This is a genomic window from Methanolobus chelungpuianus (genome assembly GCF_024500045.1).
Taxonomy (GTDB): Archaea; Halobacteriota; Methanosarcinia; order Methanosarcinales; family Methanosarcinaceae; genus Methanolobus; species Methanolobus chelungpuianus.
In genome coordinates this window covers 55,198-75,410 of sequence record NZ_JTEO01000005.1, presented here as the reverse complement: position 1 = coordinate 75,410, position 20,213 = coordinate 55,198, and the positions used below count along the sequence as shown (strand labels likewise).

The window sequence follows — 20,213 nt, the reverse complement described above, 5'->3', positions numbered from 1 at the left end:
TCTCAAAAGGTTTCAAAGGTCCCTTTTCTGTTCTTTCTTCCCGGGATCACCAGGTCTCTATGCAGGCATTTGTTTATGTCGTCTCCCCAAAAGTCTCTATCATACTCAGCATGCTTTCCTTGATATCCCTCACAGCATCAACCCATTTGCCGCCTACGTCAATGGGTGCAAGGCCCATCAGATCGGCCTGTGCAAGCTCCGGGTCATATGGTATCTCTCCCAGGACGGGAATGCCAAGTTTCTCAAGATGCGGCCTGATATTGGCTGCATTGCCCTTATTGATCACAGCTGCAAGGTGTTTTATTTCTATGCCCTCGGACAGCTCCTTGATCCTCTGGGCCGTCTCAATGGACCTCATGCCGGGCTCCACCACCACTATCATCAGGTCTATGCCGCGGGTGGTGCCCCTGCCAAGATGCTCGATGCCTGCCTCCATGTCAAGGATAACCGCGCTCGTTTCCTTCAGGGTCACATGGCGCAGGAAGGCGCGCAGGAACGCAGAAGCAGGGCACATGCATCCACTGCCTCCCCTTTCAATGGTTCCCATCACCAGCATTTTCACGTTATCCGGTCCCACAACGCCGAACATGTCCACAATGTCGTCCACCTTCGGGTTGAACTTGAACATGCCACCTTTCTCGCCAGCCCTTTCCTCAATGAGTTCCTGGTAATCGGTCAGGGGCTTGGGAGGATTCTTCACGCCGACGGCAGATGCAAGATTCATATCTGCATCCGCATCAATAGCAAGCACATCATATCCGTCCCTTGCAAGCATTCTTGCCAGGGTCCCGGAAAGTGTCGTCTTCCCGACACCGCCCTTTCCTGTAACTGCGATCTTTACCATATTCTTCAACTCGGGACTTATCAGAATTATATTTTCCGGTTTGTGGAAGTTGCCTTTACCTTTTACTCCCTGGCCTCAGCGCTTTTCTGCCTCTCCGCACCGGAGGGAAAACAAAGTGAAATGCATATCCCATTAATGTTTGCAGCAATCGCGTCTGCATCCATCATTATCTTTTCCGTGGACAGTCTCAAAGGAGGATCCCCTGCAGTAGCGAACCTGTTCTGGTTGTATGCTATATTCGCTCTGTTACCGGGAGTGCCTTCAATCATTCTTGCCATCCAGTATAACCCTAAGCGAGATATCACGTTCTTGGAAAGCGACATAAAAAAGATTCAAGGTGCAGACCGGACAGCACCTGTGGTTTCTGTGATTGTTTGTTAATCTATTGGATCGTACTGATGAGCTTAAGCATCTCCTGAAGTTCCCTTTCCCCGTCTATGGTATAGAGCGTTCCGTTCACAGGTCCGAGGCTCACGGACATGCTTCCGTTCGGAACAATGCCTGTAATGATAGTGCTGGATTCCTCACTCTCGTATGCTGTGATAATTGCGATCACCCCGAGGCTCTCATTTCCTGAGCCTCTGTTTCCCTCATATGTATAGACCGGGACTGTAAGGCCATTCTTCAAGGTGATTTGCCTCGTGCCGCTTGACCTGAGACCATCGATATTGTTTTCAGAGCTCATTTCCTTCGATTTGCTTTCCAGTATCCTGTTCATCATATCACCTGGCAGCCTTACTCCAGCCGGAAGAGTGATACGATTGACCTGGACCTCAGAGGTGATATATGGTGCTTCGAAGCTGTCAGGCAGCCTGTACTGGTCCCTGAATTCCTGCACCTGGCTCTCAATATCCTTCTCGAGCCTGTCGTTGCGATATTTAACAATAGTGCTATTGAAGCTGACACTGGTCGAAGTGGTTATCTTTTGCTCGATCGTTCTCTGCTCGACAGTTCCAACCTGCGACCATCCGTAACTGTCCAGAGCATTCTTGTCCGCAAATGCAGCAGGTGCCGCAGGAGTGTCAATACAGCCTGATGTGGATGAGAAGGTCAAAAGCAGAAAGACTGTGAGGGTATACAGGATATGGTTCTTTTTCAAGATATCACCGTGTTTCATTCGGATTATCTGGCCAGGTAAGATTTAACATTTTATAATATTTAAAATTATATATTCGATAGTCGGTTTATTAAAACATTATTGTGTAGCCTTCTTTTTTTAGTTATAAAAATCAGACACTTTATATCCGTCTTGATTATATTGATTAGTATGAAAGCGGCAACGATAAGGTTCAGGAAGATACAAAGGGTCATGTGGTATGTACTCCTGCTGAACCTTGTTGTTGCTGTCGCCAAGATCATCTATGGTATGTATACCAACGTGCTCAGCATGCAGTCTGATGGGTATCATTCTCTTTTTGATGGAGTATCCAACGTCATAGGGCTTATTGGTATCCAGATCGCCTCAAAACCTCCAGATGCAGACCACCCCTACGGGCACAGGAAGTTCGAGACCCTGGCTGCCATTTTCATCGCTTTCATACTGGGGGTGGTTGCATTTGAGATAGTCCGCTCTGCAATAGAAAGATTCGGGAACGGGACCAGTCCCGAGGTCACAACGTTCAGCTTCATTATAATGCTGGGCACCATGGGAGTGAACTATGCGGTCACCACCTATGAGAGGAGAAAAGGGAAAGAGCTGCAGAGCGAAGTGCTGCTGGCCGACTCGGCTCATACGAAAAGTGATATCTATGTGTCGGTTTCTGTGATTCTGGGACTGGCAGCCATACACGCAGGTTATCCCATAGTCGATCCTATAATCTCCATACTGGTGGCAATTGTGATCCTGCATGCGGGAGTTGAGATAATATTCAGCAGTGCCTCGATACTCTGTGATCGCTATTCCATCGATCCCGCCCGGCTAATGGATGTGGTATGCGGGGTGGAAGGTGTGCGGGGATGCCACAATATCCGCACGCGTGGTCCTCAGGGCAGTGTGTACGTGGATATGCACATAGAAGTTGATCCCGAGATGCCCACTTATAAATCCCACACAATTGCCCATATTGTCCAGTACCGTATCAAGGAAAACTTCGACGGCATTCAGGAAGTGCTTGTGCACATCGAACCTGCAGAGAACAGTCAAAATTATAAATAGCATCAGGGCTACTATACCAATATGCCAGGAAACATCTTTGGTCACTCTTTCAGGATTACCACCTGGGGTGAATCGCATGGAAAAGCAGTGGGTGTGGTTATAGACGGAGTGCCCGCCGGACTTGAGCTTTCAGATACGGACATACAGAAGGAACTGGACCGCAGGCGCCCTGGCCAGAGCGAGGTCTCGACCCCCCGTTCGGAATCCGATACCGTGGAGATCCTTTCCGGCGTGTTCGAGGGAATGACCACGGGCTGCCCCATATCCATGCTGGTATGGAACAGGAATGCCAATCCGGGCGCTTATGATTATCTCAGGGACATTCCCCGCCCCGGACATGCGGATCTCTTCTACCAGAAGAAATACGGTATCAGGGATCACAGGGGCGGTGGCAGGTCATCCGGCAGGGAGACCATCGGCAGGGTGGCAGCCGGGGCGGTTGCCAAAAAACTCCTGTCCCATTACGGTATCGAGGTCTTTGCCCACGTCACCGAGCTTGGCGGTGTGAAGGCCGGAAATGTCACATTCACCGATATCCGCGAGAATGTTGAAAAGAATCCTGTCCGGTGTGCAGACCTCCAGGCTGCCGAAAGGATGCTTGAGCAGGTGAGGCGTGCACGTGGTGAGGGCGACAGTATAGGCGGCATCGTGGAGATCATTGCAACAGGAGTGCCCGCAGGGATCGGAGAGCCGGTCTTTGGCAAGCTTGACGCTGATATCGCAGCAGCGCTCATGAGCATAGGTGCCGTCAAAGGTGTTGAGATCGGCGCAGGCTTTGAATGCGCCCGCATGAAAGGCAGCCAGATGAACGATGCTTTTGTTATGGAGGACGGGCATCCTGTTCCGGAGACCAATAATGCAGGTGGGATCATAGGTGGACTTTCAACAGGCTTGCCCCTGATATGCCGCATTGCCGTAAAACCGACACCTTCCATATCAAAGGTTCAGAGAAGCGTCAGCCTGGCCGGGATGAGGGAAACAGACATCGAGGTACGCGGGCGGCATGACCCGACGATTCCGCCCAGGATGGTGCCGGTGGCCGAGTCGATGGTGGCTCTGGTGCTGGCGGACCAGATGATCAGGGGCGGGAGGATAAACCCGGAATCGTTTTTAAAGTAGATATTTTCTTATGAGGAAAAACGGCCGGAACAGGCAGATAAGCGGAAAAAGATAATAGAAAAAAGCATGATAAGGAGCCAGGTGCTGAGATCACAGTTTCAGCTTTGACATCCTTTCAACTGCCTCGTTCATCCTTGGCACTGTCTTGGTAAGCGCAAAGCGTATATACCCTTCTCCATATTGGCCGAAGCCTACTCCGGGAGTTGCTACGATGCCTGCATTCTCGAGCAGGAGTTTTGAGAATCCCATGGAGTCATATCCTTCAGGCACACGGGCCCATACGTAGAAAGTTGCCTTGGGTGGCTTCACATCAAGACCCAGCTCCCTGAGTCCCTTGAGCAGCACATTCCTTCTCTCGGTGTAGATGTTGTTCATATCAGCAACGCACTGCTGGGAGCTTGTAAGGGCTGTGATGCCTGCCCTCTGGATGGCATCGAAGGCTCCGGAGTCGATATTGGACTTGACCTTGCCGAAGCCTGCTATGAGATCCCTGTTACCCACTGCAAAGCCAAGGCGCCATCCGGTCATGTTGTAGGTCTTGGACATGGAGTAGAGCTCGATGCCTATGTCCATTGCACCGTCCACGCTGAGGAAGCTCGGGGACTGGTAACCGTCATAGACCATTTCAGAGTATGCGTTGTCATGGACAACAACGATATTGTGCTCACGGGCAAACTGCACTACCTCCTCGAAGAACTTCAGGTCTGCTGTTGCGGATGTAGGATTGTTGGGATAATTGATGAACATCAGCTTTGCCTTGGCGAGGGTGTCTTTTGGTATAGCCTCAAGGTCAGGCAGGAAGTCGTTCTCTTCCAGGAGAGGCATGATGTGTTCCTTTCCGCCGGCGAACTGTGTGCCTATCTTATATACGGGATATCCGGGGTCCGGACAGAGTACCACATCTCCGGGATTGATAAATGCGAGAGGAACGTGTGCAACTCCTTCCTTTGAGCCGATGAGTGTCAGTGTCTCAGACACAGGGTCGATATCAAGTCCCCTTGTCTGCCTGCACCATTGTGCTGCTGCTTTCCTGAACTCGAGCAGTCCTGTGTATGAGGGATACTGGTGTGTGGAAGGGTCGCGGACAGCCTGGCACATTGACTCTACGATGTGTGCAGGGGTCGGCTGGTCAGGGTCACCCACTCCGAGGTCGATCACATCCACGCCTTTTGCTATGATCTTTGCTTTTGCTTCATCGATGGCTGCAAACAAGTAGGGGGGCAGTCTGTTGATCCTGTCAGAATACATTTATTCACCTGGTTTTGTCCCTTTTCAGGGCTGTCATAAACAAACATCTTTCCTATTGCTGACCACATATTTAAAAACATGCTTCTGCCGTGAAGGCCTGACCAGAACTGCATTCTCAACGAAATCTATTAATAAATATAATATAAATATAATCTATATAAAATTGGTCCGGGTGTATTTCATATATTCTGATGAACTGGCTTTACTCAAAAAAAGAGAAAAAGAACTGGAGTGCCTCTACAGCATTTCATCTCTCTTTGATCTCCACATACCCTTGCCTTCCCTGCTTAAAGGCATTGTGAATCGTGCGTCCTCAGCCTGCCAGTTCTCTGAGATCGCTGCATCGCGTCTTACCCTGGATGGAAACAGCTACCAGACAGATAATTTTACGGAAACCCCCTGGAAGATGTCAGTGGATATAATTGTCCATGGAATGATAAAAGGGAGCCTGCTTGTTGTCTACCTTGAAGAGCGACCTGTCCTTGATACGGGCCCTTTCACCTCAGAAGAGAAAAGGCTGATGGATGCTATCGTGTCCCGTCTTGGGAAGGTTATAGAGAGGAAGGTCCTGGAAGAAGCACTGCTTGAATCCGAGAAGAGGCACAGGGTGATATTCGAGTCCTCTCCCCTTGGAATGTTCATTGACCATAAGGGGATCATCACACACTGCAACCGGAGCGCATTAAAGATATTCGGGGTTCCGCGGGAAAAGCTTATCGGATCTCCCATCACGAACTTTGTCAGCGATGAAAGGCTTGAGAAGATGCTCCTCGGGGCTGCCAGGGATGTACTGCCCTATTATGAGAATGAGTACCCTGCCAGGGTGGCACACAGACAGGTCCATCTCAGGTCCTACTATGTGCCCCACAGGCTTATGGATGATACAATTGACAGCGGCGTCTGCCTAGTTGCCGACGTGACCAAGAATAAACAGTCAGAAGATGCACTGTACCAGCAGAAAGAACTGCTGACCAGCACTTTCAATGCTCTCCAGGACCTGATAGTGGTAGTCGACCGTGACCTTCGGGTGGTCACGAGCAACTGGAAGAGCGAAAACGTGGCCTGCACGCAGGATAAGAACGGGCACCCGCATTGCTACGATTGTTTCATGAAGAGGGACACCCCATGTGATCCCTGTTACGTGAAGGAGGTTTTTTCATCGGGAAGTGTCACTGAGGTCGAACAGACGGATGAGGCCGCCGGTAAGATCCTGGAATACCGTGCTTTCCCTGTGTTCGATAAGGATAACAATGTCATCATGGCCGTTGAACATGTCCGTGACATCACCGAGCGCAAGAGAACGGAACAAGCCTTACAGATGTCCACTGAAGAGCTTGCAAAGGCCTATGAGGAACTCAAGTCCCTTGACAGGCTAAAGGACGAGTTCCTTTCCAACCTGAGACACGAGCTCAATACGCCCCTTACCACTATCAGGGGTTTCAGTGAGCTGCTCCAGGAAGGCACCTTTGGTCCCCTGAACCCGGAACAGTTACGTGCTGTAGAAAAGGTCGTGAACAAATCAAAGCGCCTCCACAACCTCATCGATTCCCTTCTGTTTGCCAGTACCTCGCAGGGAGGCAGGGTACGCTATAATTTCGAGAAGATCCTTCTGTCCGACTCCCTGCTGTCTGCAATAGGTGAATTGTCAGAGCAGGCGAAAGAGAAGGGCATCACCGTAAACAGTGATATCTCTCCGGGCAAAATGTTCACTTATGCCGATGCCGATTATCTTCCAAGGGCTTTTGTCAATCTTATGGATAATGCCATAAAGTTCACCCCAAGAAAGGGAATGATAAATCTTTCAGCCCACCGCGAGAACAGCGATATTCACGTGGTGCTGGAGGATAACGGTATAGGGATATCCAGAGAAGACTTGCCGAAACTGTTCAGGAAATTCCACCAGATCGACAGCTCATCCACAAGGAACTACGGGGGCAATGGCCTTGGACTATATGTCACCAAAGTGATCGTTGAAGACCATGGGGGGAGAATATGGCTCGAAAGTGAAGAGGGAGCCGGGACAAAAGTGCATGTTATTCTCCCGGCTGTTGATTGACCATTCCTGATAGCTTTACTTCTTACTTCTCTACCATTTCAAGCTCCGAGCTGTTGTCTTTTTCCAGATCAGCGTCCATAAAACTTTCATCCCGGGGGAGGCTCAGGTAGAAGTCATACGTCCTGTCAATTTCCACGGTCCCCTCACTAATATCGTATTCAAGGATATGACCTCCTGCATCCATGCCGTCTGTTATGAAATGCAGGTGATATTCAGGCACATTCACTCCGTTCATGTAGGCAGGCAGCCAGAAACCGACAATTGTTCCCTGCACACTGGTGAACTCAAAGGTCGGCTGGTTCTTTGTGACCTCCACCAGCTTAGGATAGGGCTGTTCCTGCCTGGGAACACTCCTAGTCTTCATGTGATCGAATGTCCCTGTGATCTTCACAGCGTACATGATGTTCCTGTTGGGCATCATATTTTCAAGATGCTCCTCCAGCTCTTCCTTGCTCATGGTCTCGTTGATGAGGAGAGTCTCATCACCCTCGAAAAAGGTGACGGCAGCAAAAGGGGTTGTCATGGAGTCATTGCTCAGGTATGCTATCCCGTCATCTTTCACCTGGTAGATTTCCCCGTCCAGCATTATCATCTCGCCATCCAGTGCATTAAAGGTTCCTATGCCGAAATCCCCGTGACCTTTAAGCGTTCTCAGGCTGGTATCGCCGTCGTAGACCCCTTCAAGAAGGGCGTTGATCGTGGAGACCTGGTAGAGGGTATCGCTATTGTAGGCAAGAGTTGTCCCTGTATCCCCGGAACCCTTATCAAAATCAGCAGTAGAAAAGCTATCATCAGTATCGTCGGTGTTCAGGCAGCCTGACAGCAGAATACCTGACATCAGTAAGAGTGCAATAGTTATCAGTTTGGATTGTCCCATGGTATCATTTCCTGTGATATCGCTCTTATAGGAGGATATACAGCAAAGGCTATAAAACGTACTCGGAATGCAGAAAAAAGTTGATCTTGCTGCAGGAACTGTTTCAGCCTGCAGTTTCATTGATAATGTTTTCCAGGTTCAGTAATATCAGGAGCCTGTCATCGATCTTGCCCACGCCTCTGAGGTATGAGGCATTGATACTGTGGGTGATTATCTCGGGGGTGGGGTCGACGCTGGACGCCATAAGCCGGATGACCTCACTTACGGAATCCACAACCATTCCGACAATACTGCCGTCAACATCCGCAACTATGATCCTTGATTCTTCCGTGATTTCTTTTGAGGGAAGCCCGAAGCGTTTGTCAAGGTCCATTACAACGATTATCTTACCACGCAGGTTGATGACACCTTTTATATAATCCGGGGACTTGGGAATGCGCGTGATATCTGGCAAGCGGATGATCTCCTGCACTTTCATGATATCTATACCGAACTCCTCTGTTCCCAGATTGAAGATGACAAGCTGAAGCAGGTCATTTGGGGTCTTTTCCTGGTATTGCTGCATATGGTTAGCCATTCTACCCTCGTCTAGTGTGAGATTCTCATTTAATATTTATAGGTTTATACTTATCATAAATATATAATATTATCCTATATATAAGTCGGAACTTTATATGCTGGATGGGCCTGCACTTCACGAAGGTTCCTTCCTGCTAAAACCGATTCTTATTTAAGTGTTAATGCCGTAAGCAGCCTACATAATCATTCGTTTCTTACGTAACTATATTCCATACAACAGATCAAGATCACTGAGGATTCACATGAGCAATATTTTACGCAGGGGGCGTCTGTCCTCCAGTCCCGATGAAGATATACTGAACTTCACTTCTTCCATGTCTGCGGACAAATGGATCTTTGAGGCGGACATACTTGTCGACCTGGCTCATACGCTCATGCTGAAAGAGCAGGGCATAATAAGACATGATGACTGCAGTAAGATCCTCTGCGGCCTCATGCATGTGAAGGAGGGCGGGATCGAACTGCTCGATCATTCCTATGAGGATATCCACATTTCCCTCGAGTCCCGGCTCATTGACATTGTAGGCGAAGAGACCGGAGGCAGGATGCATTCTGGACGCTCCCGCAACGATGAGGTTGCAACATGTATCCGCATAAGGCTTAGGGATGAGCTGCTCTCCCTGATGGAGGAGCTTGTGGGGCTTCGCCTTGCTCTTCTCAACAGGGCCTCGGTGCATACAGAGACCCTTATGCCCGGTTTTACTCACCTGCAGCATGCACAGCCGACGACCTTTGCCCATCACCTGCTTGCACATTCCGGCGCCGTGGCAAGGGATACCGAGCGAGTGACGGATGCATTCTCAAGGGTGAACAGGAGCCCCCTGGGGGCGGCTGCCTTTGCTTCCACGGGTTTTGACCTGGACCGCCAGCGAACAGCTTCACTTCTGGGTTTTAGCGGCCTGCTGGAAAACTCCATGGATGCCGTGAGCAGCCGTGATTTCCTTATAGAAACGGCATCCGTACTTGCGAACGTGATGGTCAACCTCAGCAGGATGGCTGAGGAGCTTGTGCTTTGGTCAACTCCTGAGTTCGGATTTATCGAACTGCACGACAGTTACTCATCCACGTCCTCCATTATGCCGCAGAAGAAGAACCCGGACACTGCCGAGCTCATCCGCGGGAAGGCTGGTACTGTCATGGGCTCCCTGATGGCGCTGCTTACTATCTGCAAGGCTCTTCCCTTAAGCTATAACCGCGACCTGCAGGAGGCTACGCCCAATATGTGGCGCTCGGTGGAGGCCACAAGGAGCGCCGTGAGGATAATGACCGGCATAATCGGTTCAATGAAGGTCAATACAGATGCCATGGCTGACAAGGCAACGGCAGGTTTCACTACGGCCACGGAGCTTGCGGACACAATGGTAAGGGCAACGGGCATTCCTTTCAGGACAGCCCACCAGATAGTGGGAGTACTTGCACGCAGCAGCAGAGTTCCCACATTGAAGGATGTCGACGATGTCTCAGGCAGGATACTGGGTGCGGGATTAAGCGGACGCGGCCTCACAGAGGAGATGATAATGGAAGCACTGGACCCTGTATCCAATATAAGGAGGCGTAAGATAATAGGAGGTCCTTCCCCGGATGAGACTTCAAGGGCTATAAGCAGCAGCCTTGAGGAACTTGGGAAGGTACGTTCCGGGATAAGGGAACTGAATGCCAGCATCGAAAACTCCCTCAAGTGTCTGTTCGATGCGGCAGAATCATGTATGTAAAATGGGAAACAATATTCGTGTATAGTTAGCAGCAGGGGATATCATGGAATTCGAAGAAGGCGACAGGATCCGGATAGAGAAGGACGGTGTGGAGTACGAAGGCACGGTCATGCCAAGCACCACCAGGCATATAGTCCTTAAAATGAAGAGCGGTTACAATGCAGGAATAGACCCTGAGAATGCCGTTATTACCCTGCTGGAGAGGAAAGTGCCCAAAGAGCCGGCTCCTGTCCAGGCTGCCGGGAAAACCCCCTGTGCAGTTCCCGCACTGCCAAAGGTCTCCATCCTGTCCACAGGCGGGACCATTGCAAGCAAGATCGACTACAGGACCGGTGCTGTGACTGCGCGCTTCTCCGCCAATGATATCCTGCGGTCGATGCCGGAGCTGACGAAAATAGCAAATTTCAGTGGCAAGGCCATATACAATATCCTGTCCGAGAATATGAAGGCAGAGTACTGGCAGGCCCTGGCACGGGAGATCGCCTCTGAGATAGAGGCGGGCGCCGACGGTATCATCGTGGCCCATGGCACTGACACAATGATGTATACGGCCGCAGCCATATCCTTTATGATCGAAACTCCTGTACCGATAGTCTTTGTAGGCTCCCAGCGCAGTGCTGACAGGCCAAGCAGCGACAATGCCATGAACGCGATATGTGCAGCACTGGTCGCAGTGAGCGATATTGCCGAGGTCACTGTTGTCATGCACGCTGATGAATCGGACAGCAGGTGCGCCATCCACCGGGGTACGAAGGTGCGGAAGATGCATACCTCCAGAAGGGACGCCTTCCAGTCCATCAATGCAGAACCTCTCGGCTATGTTGACTACAGGACCATGCAGGTGGAAAGTTCGGGCAACTATACCGGGAGAGGAGAAAAATCACTGCAGCTGAAGGACAATATTGATCCCAGGTGTGCGCTTGTGAAATTCACTCCCGGTGCAAGTCCGGATATTCTGGGCTACTACCTTGATGCAGGCTATCACGGCCTGGTGGTCGAGGGCACAGGCCTTGGCCACGTTTCCACTGACTGGATACCTCAGATCGAGAGAGCTGTCAGTTCGGGTGTTCCTGTGGTGATCACTTCCCAGTGTCTCCACGGCAGGGTATGCGACAGGGTCTACGATACCGGCAGGGATATGCTCAGGGCCGGTGCCATTGAAGGTGAGGATATGCTTGCGGAAGTTGCGCTTGTCAAGCTCATGTGGGCCCGGGGCCAGTCTGACGATCCCACTGTGATTGCATCAATAATGAAAGAGAGCATCGCAGGTGAGATATCCGACAGGAGCATCGTGGAGGCCTGTGTGGCCGATCTTGGTAAGCCCGGCCCGGGGGAGCAATCCAGGACCGCTGAGAAGACCTGTTGAATATACCGATGAAAATTCCCGGTGATGATCAGGTCCATAGCAAAGTAATAAGTATTGGTGTCGAGTATTTGGTGCAATTATATAGGCTTAATCTAAACTGTTAAATTAATATTTCAGATAAGGTGAAGTTATGTTATTAAAAGATCTCAGGACGCATTATACATCTAAGATCGACCCGGCTGAGATGGCTGACAAGAAAGTCTCCGTTGCAGGCTGGGTGCATGAGGTCCGCGACCTCGGAGGCATTTGTTTTGTTGTGGTCAGGGACCGTGAAGGACGCGGCCAGGTGACACTTGTCAAGAAGAAAACCGACCCTGAGCTGCTGGAGAAGGCCAGGGGGCTTGTACGCGAGTCCATCGTTTCCGTAACAGGGGTCGTCAAACCGGAAGCAAAGGCGCCGAACGGCTACGAGATAATACCCGAGCAGATAACCCTGCTTAACGAAGCGGAGTCTCCGCTTCCCATGGATACCACCGGCAAGGTGGATGCCGACCTGGATACCCGCCTTGACTCAAGGTTCATGGACCTGAGAAGGGAAAGGACCACAGCAGTGTTCACTATCAGGCATGAGGTTCTGAAGGCTGTCAGGGGCTTTTTGTCATCCAGCGGTTTTGTCGAAACCTCTACTCCTAAAGTAGTTGCAACCGCAACGGAAGGCGGTACATCACTTTTCCCGATAACCTATTTTGACAGGGAGGCATTCCTTAACCAGAGCCCGCAGCTTTTCAAGCAGATGCTGATGAGCGGCGGACTTGACAGGGTGTTCGAGATCGGTCCCATCTTCAGGGCAGAGGAGCACGACACCCGCAGGCACCTCAACGAGGCAACGTCCATCGATATTGAGGCCAGCTTCTGCGATCACTTCGATGTGATGGAGATCCTGGAGAACATGGTGGCTTACGTTTATGATCAGGTCATTGCCAACTGTTCAAGGCAGCTTGAGGTCCTGGGTGTCGAGCTGGCCGTCCCTCAGACGCCTTTTATGAAGATAAGCTATGACGAGGCTATCACCATAGTCAACTCCTACGGCGAGGAAAGCCTGAAATGGGGTGACGACCTGAGCACGCTCTCGGAGCACACCATAGGCAACCATGTGTTCAATGAGACCGGCCAGTCACACTATTTCATCATAGACTGGCCTACCGAGGTAAAGCCCTTCTATGCAAAACCCTACGAGGACAAGCCCGAGCTTTCCAAATCTTTCGACATGATGCACAGGACAATGGAACTGTCCTCGGGTGCACAGCGTATCCATGACCCGGAGCAGCTCAAGAGCCGCATAGAATCCCAGGGATTGAATCCCGAGGGCTTCGAGTTCTACCTCAGGGCTTTCAGGTACGGCATGCCACCACACGGCGGATGGGGTATCGGATGCGACAGGCTGGTCATGACCATGCTGGGTGTCGAGAACATCCGTGATGTAGTGCTCTTCCCGAGGGACAGGCGAAGACTTTCCCCGTAAGCCGGGCTGGTATCCATGAAGGAAAGGAACACAGGCGGGGAAAACCCCGGAAAGAAGGCAGCAGGCATTGCAGCTGCAGACCTTGTAAAGGACGGGATGGTCGTGGGCCTGGGTACAGGCTCCACTACTGCCTACACAATAGCGGAACTTGGAAGGCGGGTGCGCGAGGGCCTGGACATCATTGCAGTGGTCACATCCTACCAGTCCGAGATGCTGGCAATAGAGGCGGGTATCACTCTTACCACACTCGCAGAGCACCCGGAACTTGACATTGCCATCGACGGAGCCGACCAGGTGGACTCTTCCCTCTCTACAATAAAAGGGGGCGGGGCAGCCCATACCCGCGAAAAGGTAGTTTCAAGGTCAGCCAAACGCTTTGTGATCGTTGCGGACGAGTCAAAGGTAAGCGAGAAGCTGGAGCATTACGTACCCATTGAAGTTCTACCCTATGCAAGAGAACTTGTGGCAAAGCAGGTAAAGGAACTTGGAGGCAAGCCCGAGCTGCGCATGGCTGCAAGGAAGGACGGTCCGGTGATAACGGATAACGGGAATTTTGTGATCGATGCAAGTTTTGGCATTATCGATGATCCGAAGGAGATGTCAGCCAAGCTCTCCCAGCTTACAGGTATTGTGGAGCATGGCATATTCACCAATGTGGATGAGGTCTATATCGGTAAGAAAGACGGCAGTGTGGAGATCAGAAAACTTTAAGGGTCAACCAAATTAGGATTCTGATCTAGAACTGCGTTAATTTATCAAAACCTATATTTTTTGAACTATCATTAGACACGGATGAACACGGATTTCGGGAATATTGGATTTAGAAACCCCTGCCGCGTAAAATCCGTGCAAATATGTGATAATCCGTGTCCTTATATATCTGTAAATAAATGCGGATTTTCAAATAGTTGAGAAAAGCCGTCAAGTCAGGATCAGGGTTTCAGGAGCTAATATGATAGCTTCTGTAAGGGACTGCATGCTTTGGAGCAGTAGGTCCTGATCTTTTCGATCAGGACATCTTCTCATTTTCAAAGGGACAGGCGCACATCTCAAAGAGTGCATCCTCTCCTGTACGTGAGCCTCTTGTAATGAGGAGGTCGCCGGACTGGATCACTGTTCTCTTATTGGGGCGGTAGACCCATTTGTCCCCTCTCTTGATCGCCATCACATACATGCCTGTCTCGGTCTCGACCTTGAGCTGGCCGAAGGTCTTCCCGACAATGGGAGAGCAGCTCTGTACGACAAGCTTTGTAATGACCTCATCGGACTGCCTTATGGCAAGGGTCACGACCGGGTGCAGTTCAATGCCCCTGAGGACCGTGTCCGCGATGGTGTATGCGGCATCCGAGATAGATTCCGTTGCATGGGCCAGATGAAGGAGTCCCCTCAGCTGATTGACGTCCGGGACATGCTTTGCGGTTTCGAGAACCCAGTGCTGGAGATCGTTCTTCATGGCATCGAGCTCTCCCTCAAGAGCCTTGACCTCAAGCGCGATGTCCTTGTTATCGAACAGGAGTGCTGAGTAGGCAAGGCCCACTGAGAGCTCGCTCATGTTCTTCATCTCAACAATGATGTCCACTGCCCTTTCCAGGTCGATGAGGAACCTCTCATGCTGCACTTCCCTTGGCAGGTACTTGCGGTTTGTCGCAAGTTCCATGAAAATAGGCACGCCTTCATCATGGCCGCGTGCAAAGAGCACGTCGTCCTCACGCACCCTGGTAGCGTGGTTGGGATCGTATATCCACTCATCCTGGCGGCGGATAGCGATAAGCCACATGCCTGTCTCCGTGTCGAGCTCTATGTCCTCAAGGGTCCTGCCTGCAAGGGGAGAATCCTCGCTGATCGTCGCTCTTGCAATGGTCTCCTCGGCTTCTCTGAGGGCCAGTTTCAGCTCCATGGGAATACCCATTTCCAGCAGGACGATCTTTGCAATATCGCCTGCAGCACTGGAAATATTTCCGGATGCACGTGCAACCTGAAGCACACCGGACATCTCCTCTGCCTCCTCCACACGCCTTGCGCTGAGCATTGCAGCAATCTTCATATGGTAGTCGAGTGTGTCCATTTTCTCTTCAAGGTTCAGCACCTCTTCGGCGATGTCCTCATCGTCGTACACCATTGCAGAATAAGCAAGATCAACCATCAGTTCCGATGTGTTCTTCATCTCTATAAGGAGATCCTTGAGATTGCGTGGTATATACTTAATTACCTTAGGGCTCATAATTTTTCTACCGGTTCAATTATTCCTATTTTCTCATGGGTTTTTAATTCTTTGCTAGATTATGCCTAACAGATGTATTGTAATGAATATGCCTGTGACGCCGATCAGGTCACCGAGCGTGGCTATGAGCGGGATGACTGTATCGTCGGGATCAGCTCCGAAGCGATGTGACACGAAAGCTATGGTGAGGGTGGACGTATAGACCATGATGAGCTCGAAGGTGCCGGCGATAAGGCAGAGTTTCATCAGGGTTGCAAGTCCCATCCCAATACCAAGTATCGAGCCGGTCATCCACACGATCACCGCCAGAAAGGCAAAAGCGCACTCTCCGATTATGAAGGCTGCAAGTACACTGTTGCGTACCACCGGGTTATGGCGCAGATTGCCCCCAAGACCCATATGCAGTGCCGATGAAAGACGGGCGCCCAGCATGCTGCCGGTATCCCCCCCTATCTTTATGAGTGCAGGGATCAGCAGCAGTATTATCGGCATTGCCACAAGGTTCTCAAGACGCAGGTTGAGTATCTGTCCTGTGAATATGCCTATGATGGAAGTAAAGAAGATAACAGGGAAACCTCTCCCGACTATTCCCCTGACCGTGTAATAGCTCATAGGGAAAGCACCATCCTAGCAGCTAAGAATATCATCATCATGGAAACGATGTCTCCGATAGTGGCAATGGCGGGCGTGACCACATTGTCAGGGTCGAACCCGAATCTGAACATGCCCAGAGCAAGCAGGACAGCCACGAACGAGAGTATGATACCTGATGAAACGCCTGCGAGAACAGCGATAAGTGTCAGTGCGAGCACCCCGGCGCTCTCCAGTCCGAATGCGATGGTGATGTAATGCCCCATAACCCCGAGCAGGAAGGACATCAGGGCGCTGAGAAGCAGAGAGCCTGAGACACTGTTGATCAGCTCGGGATTCCTCTCTATCTTCGTGATAAGACCCATGTGGATCGCACTGCCAAGCCTGGAGCCCAGGGTAGAGGAAATGTTTCCTCTCATTCCCAGCACGGCCGGGGATATTACGATAAGCCCGGGTATAAGTTGCAGTTCATCTGTCATGCCCGAGAGGATGATCCCGGAAGCGACGCCTCCGAAGGTCGCAAGCAACTGGAAAGGCAGAGCTTCGCGTACAATTGATCTGACACTTGCAAAGTCGCCAAGATACTCATCCACAAATTCATCTTCATCATTTTCCTCATGACCTGCATGGGAAGGCATAGGTGTTTAATACGCTGCGCTCTTATATATAGATACGTCGATTAATATTTTCAGTACTTTATAGACCAATGTCCTCGTTTTCCGGAGAAAGTACATATTTTATTAAGAATGACGCATTTAGGCTCAGGGATAATTTAAGAGATGCGGAGAGTCTGATGCAATGTTGAAGCACATCGTTATGTGGAAACTGAAAGAAACTGCAGAAGGAACGAATAAGCTCGAGAATGCACTTGTGATGAAGGAAATGCTTGAGTCCCTGCCTGGAAGGATACCTGAGATAGTGTCCCTTGAGGTAGGCATCAATATCAACCCGACAGATGCGGCCTACGATGTGGTGCTATACTCTGAGTTCAGGGACGAAGCTGCACTGTACGCTTACCAGGAGCACCCCGAGCATGTGAAGGTTGCAGACTTCGTGGCAAAAGTCCGGGAAGAGCGGGCGGTTGTGGACTATCTTGCCTGAGGCTTTTTTCTGGAATCCCGCCAGTGTCCAGGATGTGTATATATGAGGCGCAGTGACAAAGAGATCCATGATGCAGGCCTGCTCCAATCTATACTGGAAGCGCCGGTCTGTCGGCTTGGCTTGTGCAGTGATAACATTCCCTATGTAGTGCCGATGAATTTCGCATACAGGGATAAGGTGATCTATCTGCATGCAGCTACTGAAGGGAAGAAGCTGGATATCATCAGGACAAACCCGCTGGTGTGCTTTGAGATGGAGCACAGGACAGAGCTTGTATCCTCGGAGACAGCATGTAACTGGGGCATGAAATATTACAGCATTATTGGCTGGGGCAACGCAAGCCTCATTGAAGACCCTGCAGGAAAAGCCGAAGCGTTGAACATTATCATGGAAAAGTATGCAGGGCAGGGAGCCTGCTCATTTCCCGTGGACGCCCTGGAAAAGATAGTCGTCATCAGGATCACCATTACGAAGATGACCGGGAAGAAATCAGGCTATTGAGCACGTTTATGTGCTCTCTTCAAGGTTTCGCCCTGCACCGGCAGCTGCAGGTCCCCGGTCCGTCGGCTTTCCCACTATAAAAAGCCACATCCTCCCGACCAAAAAGGAATATATACAACTAGTTACATTAAGGGGTTGCTCGTAAGTTTCCTGTTGCGGGCAATGAATTTGCACACATGGGCCCGTGGTCTAGCCGGTTATGACATCGCCTTTACACGGCGGGGGTCAGGAGTTCGAATCTCCTCGGGCCCATCACCTATTCTTCTTCTGATGCTGTTAGTAATTGGTCAACCGAAGTTCTGTCTTTCTCATTGCAGTGCTGAGCGAAGCTTAGCATCTCGCTTCTTGCTCCAGAAGCGTCATCGGGGTTCTGAATCTTCTCGGGCTTACTAGTGCTTTTGCAATGAGGGCTACAACTGCAGTAATCTCTTTTGCAGTACTGAGCAAGGTGAAGTACTTCAAACCGCATTCCTGAAACATTATCAGGGCTGCTAATATAGTCGACTTATCCTGCTCACTTTAGGATTGGGTTCATCCGGTTAATGACAGCATGAGATCAATGACATTCTTGGCATCATCCTTTGACATTCTGGCATATTTATCAAGTCCGGCATCAGAAACATACACTGAAATGAGGGATTCTTTCAGGAAGGGATATTTTACTAACAATTCACCCAGCACGGATATTTCAATATCTTTTCCTCCGTGGGCAGGATCGATCAATGCAAGGATATCTGCATGGTCTTTTATCAGTTTTCCCGTTTCCCATTCAATGTCATCACATGTCATGTTGTTTATCCTGTGGCTGCGGTCCCATATAGCCTTTAATTTCAGGATCAGCAATGTTGCCCTGTTCGGCACTGCTATTTCGACGTTTTCCCGGATTTTTCTTACTTCCGTATTCCTATCAAGGATGCTGAAATCCAGAGATTCATCGAGCCCTTCAAAAGGAAAAGGTTTCTGTTTTGTTGCAAAATCAATAATAATAGCTCCTGCCTCAGTTTCTTTCATCACACTTGTTGGCAGGCCGGGAAGGTTGTATTTTATAAAACCACGCTCATTACGCAGGTGATAGCTCAGACTCTGCCTTGTATCGCTGTTTGTTATGAGATCGATGTCAACTGACCCGAACCAGGAATTGTAAGAATCGACTGCCCAGCCGCCAATGAGTATAGTTGTCGGATGGGCGGCATCCTCCCTTTCGCAAAGATAGCTGGTGACGTGGGCCAGCTCTTCTAAAGAGTATTTGATTATACCGCTCATCTGATTATAGCTTGTCATATACTGAAACCATTTCTTTCGTGATGTCCATTGCAGAATATCCCATGCCTGCCAGATCCAGCAGGTTCTGTGAAGGTGATACTAGCCTGACGCCTTCCTTTTCCCGGGTATCCCTGAAGACATCTCTGTCCGGCCTGTAGACTATTGCCTTAATGCCGTCTCCTGAAGATGATTCGAATAGTTCGCGGAAATAGCGTATATGCTCATCTTTCAAGTACAGATATACTGAATCGTGTCGTACTCCGTAAGCTGTGTAAAGTGATGCTGCAGTGTATGCAGTAAATCCCACCGGCATGTCATCCTGCATTGCAAAGGTTTCTGTGATCTCTTTTGCTGCATGTGAAGATTCGCTGAACTGAATGCGTATTTCATGAATTTTGAGACTGACAAGGGGCCGTTCCCATGCAACACCATTGAGCAGTTTATCAGTATTTGAGATACTTACACGGCTATGATCCTGTTTTACTATGTTCTGCCGGATCAGTGCCTGGACAGTTTTGTGTGCCCAGCCGTATGATACGTTTTCAAGAAGGGACAACTGCCGTATCGAGGAGTTCTTTTCTTTCAGTAGCCGGGATACTATCTTCCATGACTTTTCGGCTGTCACCCTGTGGCTGACGGGCTGGGACTGCTCAGCTGTGGCGGATTGGAACGACCATGGAAGTTTTATCATCGTGATATCCAGTTGTTCCATCATCTGCTTTTCCCTTTCAGGAAAGTATTTTGAGGCGATAGCCAGGCGGAGATTCCCTTTCCGGCCCTCGTTGCGCACCCATAGCTCGCGGAGCAGGTTCATCCTTGCTACAGTGTCGATTGTTACTTTTGATCTTACCTTGATCAGATATGTGGTATCCCCATCGCTGAGTATAAAGTCAGGCCTCAATGTAATGTCGACAGAATAATAATTATCTAAAATACTTGTATCCTTTTCAATGGAACCGGATGAGATTCCCAGTGACTCCTTTATGTAAGCCAGCGTATTCTCATATTCGCTTGTTTCCTTGTTGATCATATTCAATTATCACTATATGGTGATAAGTATTTATAGATATCAGTGATATCTATTCTTGCTTAGTGATACATATCTAAGTTTATCAGTG

At 50.0% G+C, this 20,213-nt stretch carries 19 protein-coding genes, 1 tRNA gene and 1 pseudogene; 10 read left to right on the top strand and 11 right to left on the bottom strand.

The annotated features are described in order from the left end of the window. Nucleotides 1-73: 73 nt before the first annotated feature. The 3 genes from PV02_RS09410 to PV02_RS09400 form a co-directional block, all read right to left on the bottom strand. Nucleotides 74-844, bottom strand: coding sequence for an ATP-binding protein (locus tag PV02_RS09410; RefSeq protein WP_256623152.1), 771 nt, complete (start codon nt 842-844; stop codon nt 74-76). Nucleotides 845-906: 62 nt separating this feature from the next. Further along, on the bottom strand, nt 907-1,122 hold the full coding sequence (locus PV02_RS09405) for a hypothetical protein (RefSeq protein WP_256623151.1): 216 nt from the start codon (nt 1,120-1,122) through the stop codon (nt 907-909). Between the two features lie 104 nt (nt 1,123-1,226). Beyond that, nucleotides 1,227-1,943 (bottom strand): DUF6517 family protein, encoded by a 717-nt coding sequence (locus PV02_RS09400; RefSeq protein ID WP_256623150.1) that lies wholly within the window; start codon nt 1,941-1,943, stop codon nt 1,227-1,229. Between the two features lie 168 nt (nt 1,944-2,111). Between PV02_RS09400 and PV02_RS09395 the strand changes: the two genes are divergently transcribed. Next, nucleotides 2,112-2,999, top strand: coding sequence for a cation diffusion facilitator family transporter (locus tag PV02_RS09395; protein WP_256623149.1), 888 nt, complete (start codon nt 2,112-2,114; stop codon nt 2,997-2,999). 21 nt (nt 3,000-3,020) lie between these two features. Next, entirely contained in the window at nt 3,021-4,118 is a 1,098-nt protein-coding gene (gene aroC, locus PV02_RS09390; RefSeq protein WP_256623148.1) for a chorismate synthase, read from the top strand. Between the two features lie 90 nt (nt 4,119-4,208). Here the strand turns inward: aroC and PV02_RS09385 are convergent, their stop codons facing one another. Continuing rightward, nucleotides 4,209-5,366 (bottom strand): LL-diaminopimelate aminotransferase, encoded by a 1,158-nt coding sequence (locus PV02_RS09385; RefSeq protein ID WP_256623147.1) that lies wholly within the window; start codon nt 5,364-5,366, stop codon nt 4,209-4,211. 172 nt (nt 5,367-5,538) lie between these two features. On the opposite strand from PV02_RS09385, the gene PV02_RS09380 reads away from it, so the two are divergent. Beyond that, nucleotides 5,539-7,422: a sensor histidine kinase gene (locus tag PV02_RS09380; protein WP_256623146.1), complete on the top strand. Its 1,884-nt coding sequence runs from the start codon at nt 5,539-5,541 to the stop codon at nt 7,420-7,422. Nucleotides 7,423-7,444: 22 nt separating this feature from the next. Here the strand turns inward: PV02_RS09380 and budA are convergent, their stop codons facing one another. Together budA and PV02_RS09370 are read right to left on the bottom strand one after the other, a co-directional pair. Further along, nucleotides 7,445-8,299 (bottom strand): acetolactate decarboxylase, encoded by an 855-nt coding sequence (gene budA / locus PV02_RS09375; RefSeq protein WP_256623145.1) that lies wholly within the window; start codon nt 8,297-8,299, stop codon nt 7,445-7,447. Nucleotides 8,300-8,402: 103 nt separating this feature from the next. Continuing rightward, complete coding sequence (locus PV02_RS09370; protein ID WP_256623144.1) at nt 8,403-8,876, bottom strand: chemotaxis protein CheW; 474 nt, start codon at nt 8,874-8,876, stop codon at nt 8,403-8,405. 244 nt (nt 8,877-9,120) lie between these two features. On the opposite strand from PV02_RS09370, the gene argH reads away from it, so the two are divergent. The 4 genes and pseudogenes from argH (at nt 9,121) to rpiA (ending at nt 14,129) form a co-directional block, all read left to right on the top strand. Further along, nucleotides 9,121-10,590 carry an argininosuccinate lyase gene (gene argH / locus PV02_RS09365; protein WP_256623143.1) on the top strand — a complete coding sequence of 490 codons (1,470 nt, stop codon included), beginning with the start codon at nt 9,121-9,123 and terminating at the stop codon, nt 10,588-10,590. A 43-nt stretch (nt 10,591-10,633) separates the two neighbouring features. Continuing rightward, nucleotides 10,634-11,884, top strand: a pseudogene (gene gatD / locus PV02_RS09360) (Glu-tRNA(Gln) amidotransferase subunit GatD); the annotation flags it as partial. A gap of 202 nt (nt 11,885-12,086) precedes the next feature. Next, a complete protein-coding gene (aspS, locus tag PV02_RS09355; RefSeq protein ID WP_256623142.1) occupies nt 12,087-13,418 on the top strand; it encodes an aspartate--tRNA(Asn) ligase in 1,332 nt (443 codons plus the stop codon). A 15-nt stretch (nt 13,419-13,433) separates the two neighbouring features. Continuing rightward, complete coding sequence (gene rpiA / locus PV02_RS09350) at nt 13,434-14,129, top strand: ribose-5-phosphate isomerase RpiA (protein ID WP_256623141.1); 696 nt, start codon at nt 13,434-13,436, stop codon at nt 14,127-14,129. 298 nt (nt 14,130-14,427) lie between these two features. Here rpiA and PV02_RS09345 read toward each other — a convergent pair whose 3' ends face one another. From PV02_RS09345 to PV02_RS09335, 3 genes are read right to left on the bottom strand one after another with little or no spacing between them, the layout of a single operon-like run. Beyond that, on the bottom strand, nt 14,428-15,639 hold the full coding sequence (locus PV02_RS09345) for a potassium channel family protein (protein ID WP_256623140.1): 1,212 nt from the start codon (nt 15,637-15,639) through the stop codon (nt 14,428-14,430). A 54-nt stretch (nt 15,640-15,693) separates the two neighbouring features. Further along, a complete protein-coding gene (locus PV02_RS09340; protein WP_256623139.1) occupies nt 15,694-16,251 on the bottom strand; it encodes a magnesium transporter in 558 nt (185 codons plus the stop codon). Beyond that, the gene (locus PV02_RS09335; protein WP_256623138.1) at nt 16,248-16,868 is read right to left on the bottom strand and encodes a magnesium transporter; all 621 of its coding nucleotides are present in this window, start codon (nt 16,866-16,868) and stop codon (nt 16,248-16,250) included. The genes PV02_RS09340 and PV02_RS09335 overlap by 4 nt, the downstream gene beginning before the upstream one ends. A 160-nt stretch (nt 16,869-17,028) precedes the next feature. Here PV02_RS09335 and PV02_RS09330 point away from each other — a divergent pair, with 160 nt between their 5' ends. The 3 genes from PV02_RS09330 to PV02_RS09320 all read left to right on the top strand — a co-directional run bounded on the left by PV02_RS09330 (nt 17,029) and on the right by PV02_RS09320 (nt 18,084). Next, complete coding sequence (locus tag PV02_RS09330) at nt 17,029-17,331, top strand: Dabb family protein (protein WP_256623137.1); 303 nt, start codon at nt 17,029-17,031, stop codon at nt 17,329-17,331. A gap of 42 nt (nt 17,332-17,373) precedes the next feature. After that, the gene (locus PV02_RS09325; RefSeq protein WP_256623136.1) at nt 17,374-17,832 is read left to right on the top strand and encodes a pyridoxamine 5'-phosphate oxidase family protein; all 459 of its coding nucleotides are present in this window, start codon (nt 17,374-17,376) and stop codon (nt 17,830-17,832) included. Nucleotides 17,833-18,010: 178 nt separating this feature from the next. Next, nucleotides 18,011-18,084: transfer RNA gene (locus tag PV02_RS09320), tRNA-Val, on the top strand. Nucleotides 18,085-18,363: 279 nt separating this feature from the next. Here PV02_RS09320 and PV02_RS09315 read toward each other — a convergent pair. Both PV02_RS09315 and PV02_RS09310 read right to left on the bottom strand, forming a co-directional pair. Next, nucleotides 18,364-19,095: a hypothetical protein gene (locus PV02_RS09315; protein ID WP_256623135.1), complete on the bottom strand. Its 732-nt coding sequence runs from the start codon at nt 19,093-19,095 to the stop codon at nt 18,364-18,366. A 4-nt stretch (nt 19,096-19,099) separates the two neighbouring features. Next, on the bottom strand, nt 19,100-20,125 hold the full coding sequence (locus tag PV02_RS09310) for a hypothetical protein (protein ID WP_256623134.1): 1,026 nt from the start codon (nt 20,123-20,125) through the stop codon (nt 19,100-19,102). Between the last annotated feature and the right edge of the window lie 88 nt (nt 20,126-20,213).